The organism is Candidatus Chordibacter forsetii (assembly GCF_964187505.1).
Taxonomy (GTDB): Bacteria; Verrucomicrobiota; Verrucomicrobiia; order Opitutales; family Seribacteraceae; genus Chordibacter; species Chordibacter forsetii.
On the sequence record NZ_CAXLML010000085.1, the window covers coordinates 1 to 6,221 of the forward strand.

General features: G+C 43.6%; 7 protein-coding genes, 1 tRNA gene and 1 pseudogene. 7 read left to right on the forward strand and 2 right to left on the reverse strand.

Features of this window, described 5'->3' with window-relative positions; all coding sequences use genetic code 11:
- On the forward strand, positions 1-901 hold a 901-nt coding region (locus tag ACKPQ4_RS04040), incomplete at its 5' end, for an SCO family protein (protein WP_407679925.1).
- 10 nt (positions 902-911) lie between these two features.
- Entirely contained in the window at positions 912-1,820 is a 909-nt protein-coding gene (locus ACKPQ4_RS04045) for a hypothetical protein (protein ID WP_407679926.1), read from the forward strand.
- Positions 1,821-1,991: 171 nt separating this feature from the next.
- On the opposite strand, the gene ACKPQ4_RS04050 is transcribed toward ACKPQ4_RS04045, so the two are convergent.
- Both ACKPQ4_RS04050 and ACKPQ4_RS04055 read right to left on the reverse strand, forming a co-directional pair.
- Positions 1,992-2,471 (reverse strand): dihydrofolate reductase, encoded by a 480-nt coding sequence (locus tag ACKPQ4_RS04050; RefSeq protein ID WP_407679927.1) that lies wholly within the window; start codon positions 2,469-2,471, stop codon positions 1,992-1,994.
- Positions 2,468-3,265, reverse strand: a complete 798-nt coding sequence (locus tag ACKPQ4_RS04055; protein WP_407679928.1) for a thymidylate synthase — start codon at positions 3,263-3,265, stop codon at positions 2,468-2,470. The genes ACKPQ4_RS04050 and ACKPQ4_RS04055 overlap by 4 nt, the downstream gene beginning before the upstream one ends.
- A gap of 126 nt (positions 3,266-3,391) precedes the next feature.
- On the opposite strand from ACKPQ4_RS04055, the gene ACKPQ4_RS04060 reads away from it, so the two are divergent.
- The 5 genes and pseudogenes from ACKPQ4_RS04060 to ACKPQ4_RS04080 form a co-directional block, all read left to right on the forward strand.
- Positions 3,392-4,150, forward strand: coding sequence for a hypothetical protein (locus ACKPQ4_RS04060; RefSeq protein WP_407679929.1), 759 nt, complete (start codon positions 3,392-3,394; stop codon positions 4,148-4,150).
- Positions 4,151-4,207: 57 nt separating this feature from the next.
- A tRNA-Val gene (locus ACKPQ4_RS04065) sits at positions 4,208-4,284 on the forward strand.
- Positions 4,285-4,308: 24 nt separating this feature from the next.
- Complete coding sequence (gene ilvN / locus ACKPQ4_RS04070) at positions 4,309-4,794, forward strand: acetolactate synthase small subunit (RefSeq protein ID WP_407679930.1); 486 nt, start codon at positions 4,309-4,311, stop codon at positions 4,792-4,794.
- A 44-nt stretch (positions 4,795-4,838) separates the two neighbouring features.
- A complete protein-coding gene (ilvC, locus tag ACKPQ4_RS04075) occupies positions 4,839-5,867 on the forward strand; it encodes a ketol-acid reductoisomerase (RefSeq protein ID WP_407679931.1) in 1,029 nt (342 codons plus the stop codon).
- Positions 5,868-5,945: 78 nt separating this feature from the next.
- Positions 5,946-6,221 (forward strand): annotated as a pseudogene (locus ACKPQ4_RS04080) (hydroxymethylbilane synthase); the annotation flags it as partial.

Here is a 6,221-nt window from a genome sequence, read left to right on the forward strand (position 1 = left end):
GATTTGTGGGTTAGCTTTGTGCAGTTGCGAAGCTCCCCCTAGTCAATTTTCAGCCAAGTCAACACTAGCAGTAAATGAAGTGCGGGGAAGGGTTTTAGACGTCGATGTTAACACCAGTATGGTGAAAGTTGAAATACTTGCCTGCGGTAAAGAACTCCAGAAAGAATGGGGTGGAGTATCTGGTTTCGAGCAATTTTTTGCGGTTCAACCTGGAGATTTAAACCTTTTAAATTTAAAATCGGTTTTTCGAGCGTCGACTCGTAAGACTTTTACTCCCGCAAGAGGACCGGGTTATTTACTCAGTTGTGTTTGGCCAGATGATCGATCGGAACGTATTCGAGTTAATAATGTTAATCGATTGTTGCGACGAGATACCTTGAGTATGGGAGATAGCATGATTCGTTCAGTTGGTGATACGCTTCCCCCTTTTGCCCTTTATGACCAAGATGGTGAAGTCTTGACGACCGACTATTTTGATGGCTCCGTGACGGTGTTAAATTTTATATTTACCCGGTGTTCGATTGCGGAGATGTGCCCTGCATCCACCATGCGTATGAAAAAGCTTCAAACACTGGCCAAGCAGACAAAAGTCCCCCATGTAAAGTTTCTTTCCATAACTTTAGACCCAGAGTTTGATACCCCGGGAGTCCTTAAATCTTATGCACGCGCCTATGATTTGAATGAACAAAACTTTCGTTTGGGGACAGCGACTAAGGCGGCTATTGACGATTTGAACCGTCAATTTGGAATTTTTCGAAAGAATATTGAGGATTTGCCACTCGATCACACGATGCGAACCATGATTATCAATTCCAAAAGACAAATTATATATCAATTTCCTGGAAGTCATTGGTCGGCAGAAGATTTTCTCGCTCGTCTGCCCGAAGGTGTTGAAGGTTAATTACTTGATAATGAAAACTATATTTTCGTCTAAATTCTTACCCTTCTTTTTGGCAATCCCTTTTATCGGTATTTATTTTGTTGTACGCTCACTGCCGGTGGAACCATGTGATTTTCTGCACGAAGAAACTTACAACCTTGAGGGTGAAATCGATTATTGTGGTCCTGGAGATGCAGGCTTTGTTGATTTATCTATCCGCAGGTGGCCTATGAGTTTGGACTTCCGGGCTCTTGATCCCTTAGAAGTTGGAAAGCCTTGTCGATTTGAAATGAATATCAAGCAGGCGGATGGGTCCCCTCTGGCAGCTTCTGATGTAGCTCTAAGTCATACCCGTAAGATTCATCTTCTCGCAATCGATCCCAGTCTGCAGGATTATCAGCACCTTCATCCAGAAGCAGATCCATTATTTAAGGGGATATGGCGTTTTACGCTTACACCGAAAAAAGCTGGGAATTATCAAGTCTTTCTTGACCTCATACCTATTCGTAGTCCCCGCCGAGTGTTATTAGGGACCAGTTTTAAGGTGTCAGGGAAGTCCGAAGCTCCCTACCTTAAAGAGGGCAGCACTTTGGTTTCTCAAGGTAATCGGACTTTCAAAATTAAACGATTAGAAAATGAAGGTTCGGGTTCTGAAATAATGATCAAATTTACTGCAGTGAATGAACAGGGTGATGACCTTCCACTCCGACCAGTTATGGGAGCTTTTGCCCACATGGTTGCCTTTGAACCAAACCTTAAAGGTTTTGCCCATCTTCATCCCCTAGAATATGAACCGCCAAAATCCGGTGATGATGCCCGGTCTGGTCCCTTAACTTTCAGTTTTAAATCTCCCGATTCTGGAGTTTACCGCTTATGGGCTCAGGTAAAAGTGGGAGATGATAAGGAAGAATGCTTTCTTCCTTTTGACTTAAAAATTTAATGATTTTGCCAACCTCTAATAAAGAGGTTGTATTTCGTCTTGATCTTTATCGATTTGAGGTTTTCTGAAGAAATTTACAAGGTCGATACAGACTCTGATTGTATGGTTAACCTTAAACGGGATTCTGAATATCAAAAAAAGGTAAAAGCATACCGATTTTAAAGATCAATATTAATTGGATCGTGTCCATCTGCGGAGTAAAAAATCGTCGTTATCGTCCAGAGTTTCAACGGGATTAAAACTTTGTTTAAATTCGGGAAAAAATGCGTCCCCATCTGGAACTTTTCGGTGAACTTCCGTGAGGTAAAGTTCGTGACAAAGAGGCAGGGCAAGAGAATAGATTTCTCCACCGCCTATGATGAAAATAGTCTGATCCTGTTGCTTGTTTTCGAGAATATCTTCTATGGATCTAAATATCCTCATCCCATCTTCCTGTGAAGCGGTACGACTGAGTACCCAGTTTTGTCTACCAGGAAGCGCACCTGGCAAAGATTCCCAAGTTTTTCTTCCCATCACTAAGGTGTGCCCGAGAGTAATTTTTTTAAACCACTTTAGGTCACCAGGTAACCGCCACGGCAAGTCACCCGCTCGGCCAATAACCCCATCTTGGGAGACTGCGACAATCGCTTTGCAGGGACAAGAACTATTCACACCGCGATCGGCGCCTTGATGGCAGGGTAGGGGTCATAATCAACAAGTTCAAAATCTTCGAAACGAAAGTCTGTTATCTCTTTTTGATTTCCATGAATAAGCATTGTGGGCTTTGTTCGCGGTTCTCTGGAGAGTTGAAGTTCGGCTTGTTCGCGGTGGTTTGAATAAAGGTGAAGATCTCCGAATGTGTGAACAAACTCATGAGCCTGCAAATTGCAAATCTTGGCGATCATCATGGTCAACAAGGCATAGGATGCGATATTGAATGGAACACCCAGGAAGAGATCAGCACTTCGTTGATAAAGTTGACAACTTAATTTACCTTCAGCGACATAAAATTGAAAAAGTGCATGACAGGGTGGTAGAGCCATTAGGTGAAGCTCTCCCGGGTTCCAAGCACAAACGAGGTGCCTGCGACTATCAGGGTTTTTTCGGATGGCATGGATAACCTCCTGGATTTGATTAACAGAACCGTTACCGTCTGACCTCTTCCAGTCAGTCCACTGGGCACCATAAACCCGCCCGAGGTCCCCATTTTCATCGGCCCATTCATTCCAAATCGATACCTTGTTGTCTTGTAGGTATTTTACATTGGTATCACCATTTAAAAACCATAGCAGTTCATGGATGATGGAGCGCAAATGAAGTTTTTTTGTGGTTAGTAAGGGAAAACCGTCGTGAAGGGAGAACCTGGCTTGTTCGCCAAATACCGACCATGTTCCTGTTCCCGTGCGATCATTTCGGTGGGTGCCTTGATCGATTAATCGTTGGAGCATGGATAGGTAAGTCTTCATTGGTGGGTATGGAACATTCTTGATTGTGCAGAGAGTGATACGTATAATTTTATATTCATGAGCGTTTGTGGAATGTCGAGTTTATCTGTTTTAATAGGCTTTTTGATGTTCTTTGGAAGTGCGAAAATGCATAGCCAACAGAAAGCAAATGACTTCACGAAACGTGTGGGAGGTTTTGATGGAAAAATGAGCCCGCTGAATGGACGAGCATCAAAATTTAACCGTATGAATCCGCACTCAAGCAGGCGCATATCGATTGAAGAATGGCCGGCTCACTTTTCTTCTTTCGGAGGCAAGCGTTTCCCCATGGGCAATGTTAACCTTTGGGGTAGTGAACGGGTGCCATCTACTCGCATAGAAATTAAAACGCCCTTGAATGATCAAATCGCTGATGAAAGTTCTGAACGAGCAAACAATCAAAATTTAAGCAAAAAAGCTCCCGCTGCTAATGCAGTCGAATTTCGGGATGCTTATTATGCTCGTTTAAATGACCGTGTGGATGATTGGATGAACAAAGTGAACAATATGTCATTACGCGATATTAACCGATATCAGTTTAGGCGGGATCGTCCGAGCAAACCTGGGTTTCCCGTTCAAAGAGCAGGGGGAGATGCGTATGACGGTTCTGCACTAGAGGCCCCAATTAAAGGAAGTGGGTTACCAAAGAATAAACAAATTAGTTTACCTCAAGGAAGCAAAGATTATTGGATGGGCCCAAGAAAAGTTAAATCTTCATCTGCCTCAAGCATATCAAATGTTGGCAGTCAAAAGAATACATTTTCGAACCCAACGAAGTCAAATGAGCCTGAAAAAAACTTCAAGACCAAGTCAAAGCCTATCCTTGGGCCCAAAACTATTCGAGTGCAAGTAGGCAAGCCCGAGTGATTCACGCTTGCCACTATTGCTGGTATTATTACTATTCTGCCTTTAAATTTATTTCAAGGACGGCTAGCTCAGTTGGTTAGAGCGACTGGTTTACACCCAGTAGGTCACAGGTTCGAATCCTGTGCCGTCCACCATTCATCAATTTGTAAACTACTCCCATGCGCCACATCATTTCCGTTTTAGTCGAAAATAAATTTGGTGTCCTCGCTCGAATAGCTGGACTGTTTAGTGGACGTGGATTTAATATTGATACTTTAAATGTAGCACCTACTCATATTGATGGACGGTCTCGGATTACCGCTACGCTTAATGGAGACGAAAAAGCCCTGGATCAATGCATCAAGCAATTAGATAAACTAGTAGATGTTATTGCAGTGGAAAACTACCATGGCGAAGAAGCAGTTGGGCGTGAACTGGTTTTGCTTAAAGTCGAAGCCGATTCCAAAACTCGCCCGGAAATTACCCAAATTTGTGATGTGTTCCGGGGTAAAATTATAGATGTCTCCCCCAATAACCTGATCATAGAGGTCACAGGAAACAAAAATAAAATAAAAGCTTTTCTCGATTTACTCGAATCCTTTGGCGTATCCGAACTTGCCCGTACGGGTGTTGTTTCTTTGCGTCGTGGAGCGAGTGAAAACTAATCCATTTTATCTGGAAATCAACTAATCAAGTAACCCACTAGCAAATGCCAGCGAAAGTATACACGCACAAAGAAGCGAAAATTACTCCCCTCAAAAAGAAAACGCTCGCCGTCATCGGGTACGGCTCACAAGGACATGCCCATGCCCTCAACCTAAAGGACAGTGGCTTGAATGTCATCATTGGATTGTACAAAGGAAGTAAATCCATTCGTGTGGCCAAACGCCATGGCTTTGAAGTGTTTGAAGTTGCTGAGGCTGTACAAAAGGCAGATGTCATTATGATAGGTGTGCCTGATATGAAGCAGGCTGAGGTTTACGAGTCCGAAATTAAACCCAACCTTTCTAAGGGTAAAACACTTCTATTCACCCACGGCTTTGCCATTCATTTTGGCTTAATCAAACCTCCCCGCGGAGTCAGTGTGATCATGGTCGCCCCCAAAGGACCTGGTCACCTAGTACGCTCGCAATTTAAGGAAGGCAAGGGAGTACCCGCTCTAATTGCCGTGCTTAAAGGTTCATCCAAAGATTCCAAAAAAGTTGCTCTTTCTTGGGCAGCTGGTGTTGGAGGTGCAAGAGCAGGCATTCTCGAAACTACCTTCAAGGAAGAAACTGAAACAGATTTATTCGGCGAGCAAGCGGTTCTTTGTGGCGGTGCGTCTGCCTTGGTTCAAGCAGGCTTTGAAACTTTAGTGGAAGCAGGTTATGCACCTGAAATGGCTTATTTCGAATGTTTGCACGAGTTGAAATTGATTGTTGATTTAATGATCGAATCGGGAATTGCTGGCATGAGGTTTTCGGTATCTGAAACTGCAAAGTATGGTGATATTACCCGCGGGCCTCGTGTCATTAATGCAAATGTCAAGCGCTCGATGAAGACGGTCCTTAAAGAAATTCAAAGTGGTAAATTTGCCAAAGATTGGATCAAGGAACACCAAGCAGGATTACCTAACTACAACAAGTTGTTGGAAGAAGGCGAAAAGCATCCTATCGAAGTTACTGGTAGAAGCTTAAGAGCAGTAATGCCTTGGATACCTAAGAAAAACATTAAGGGTGCACAAGCATCCTACTCCTAATTCCAGCGACTCATTCGTCGGGTTGAAGAAATACATCCGGCCGACGGTATTGCGTTTGGCTCTCTTTATCTGTAATCGGTGAGTAAACCTTTGGTATTGGCAACCCGCCGAAGTCCCTTGGCGTTATGCCAAGCTGAACAGGTTGCGACTTGTTTAAGCGAATCTCTTTCGCGAGAGGTTGAACTTTTACCAATGGTAACCACCGGAGACAAACAAACTAAATGGTCTTTGGAAAAGTCTGGTGGAAAGGGCTTGTTTACGAAGGAACTTGAACTTGCTTTACTCGATGGTCGAGCCGATCTTGCAGTACACAGTGCTAAGGATATGCCAACGGAGATGCCAAAGGGTTTGGAA

Excerpts from the sequence above, each read along its gene's own strand:
- ACKPQ4_RS04060 (WP_407679929.1), top strand. The coding sequence starts at position 3,392 with ATGCATAGCCAACAGAAAGCAAATGACTTCACGAAACGTGTGGGAGGT.
- ACKPQ4_RS04045 (WP_407679926.1), top strand. The coding sequence starts at position 912 with ATGAAAACTATATTTTCGTCTAAATTCTTACCCTTCTTTTTGGCAATC.
- ilvN (WP_407679930.1), top strand. The coding sequence starts at position 4,309 with ATGCGCCACATCATTTCCGTTTTAGTCGAAAATAAATTTGGTGTCCTC.
- ilvC (WP_407679931.1), top strand. The coding sequence starts at position 4,839 with ATGCCAGCGAAAGTATACACGCACAAAGAAGCGAAAATTACTCCCCTC.
- ACKPQ4_RS04055 (WP_407679928.1), bottom strand. The coding sequence starts at position 3,265 with ATGAAGACTTACCTATCCATGCTCCAACGATTAATCGATCAAGGCACC.